The organism is Bacillus sp. JJ1474, from assembly GCF_036965225.1.
In the GTDB taxonomy this organism is placed as follows: domain Bacteria; phylum Bacillota; class Bacilli; order Bacillales; family Cytobacillaceae; genus Cytobacillus.
In genome coordinates, this window is the sequence record NZ_JBALPC010000094.1 from 3,699 (window position 1) to 4,278 (window position 580).

The 580-nt window shown below is 31.7% G+C and carries 1 protein-coding gene; it reads left to right on the top strand.

Annotated features, from left to right (window positions below; translation table 11 throughout):
• Nucleotides 1-90: 90 nt before the first annotated feature.
• The gene (locus V7164_RS13660) at nucleotides 91-429 is read left to right on the top strand and encodes a YolD-like family protein (RefSeq protein WP_335354341.1); all 339 of its coding nucleotides are present in this window, start codon (nucleotides 91-93) and stop codon (nucleotides 427-429) included.
• Nucleotides 430-580: the final 151 nt, after the last annotated feature.

Here is a 580-nt window from a genome sequence, read left to right on the forward strand (position 1 = left end):
GGGTTATGAACGTGCTCTGAATGATTCGGAACTATTTTTTTATGTATAAATAGGAACGTTTGTTCTACAATATAAAAAGGAGATGATGAAATGGCAATTCGTGATAGAGGGTTATTAAAATGGCAAGGTGCTTTCTTTATGCCTGAACATGTGAAAATGCTTCGAGATATTGAGCGAGATAATCAGAAAGAAAAACAACCAATATTAGATGAGTATGAGATCGAGGAATTAGAAAATAAAATTCATTACGCAATGGAGTTTTCTTTTCATGTGAATGTGAAAATTTGGAGAGAGGGATTCATTCATGAAAACGAAGGTAGGATATGTAGGTTGGACGGATTAAAGAAGGTGATCTATTTAGAAAGTGAAAATGGGTTTATTGAGAGGGTTAAATTTGAGGATGTTGTTGGGGTTGAAGTTTTAGATTAAACAATAAGTAAGGACATATTATATAGAAGAAAGATAAACCACACTTTCATTAAACTATTAATAAAAGGTAGACAGTTTAATAGATAAATGGTATATTTTCCTTAACAGAAAAAGTGGATTAAAATGGGCTATAAACCTTGATGTATCAACG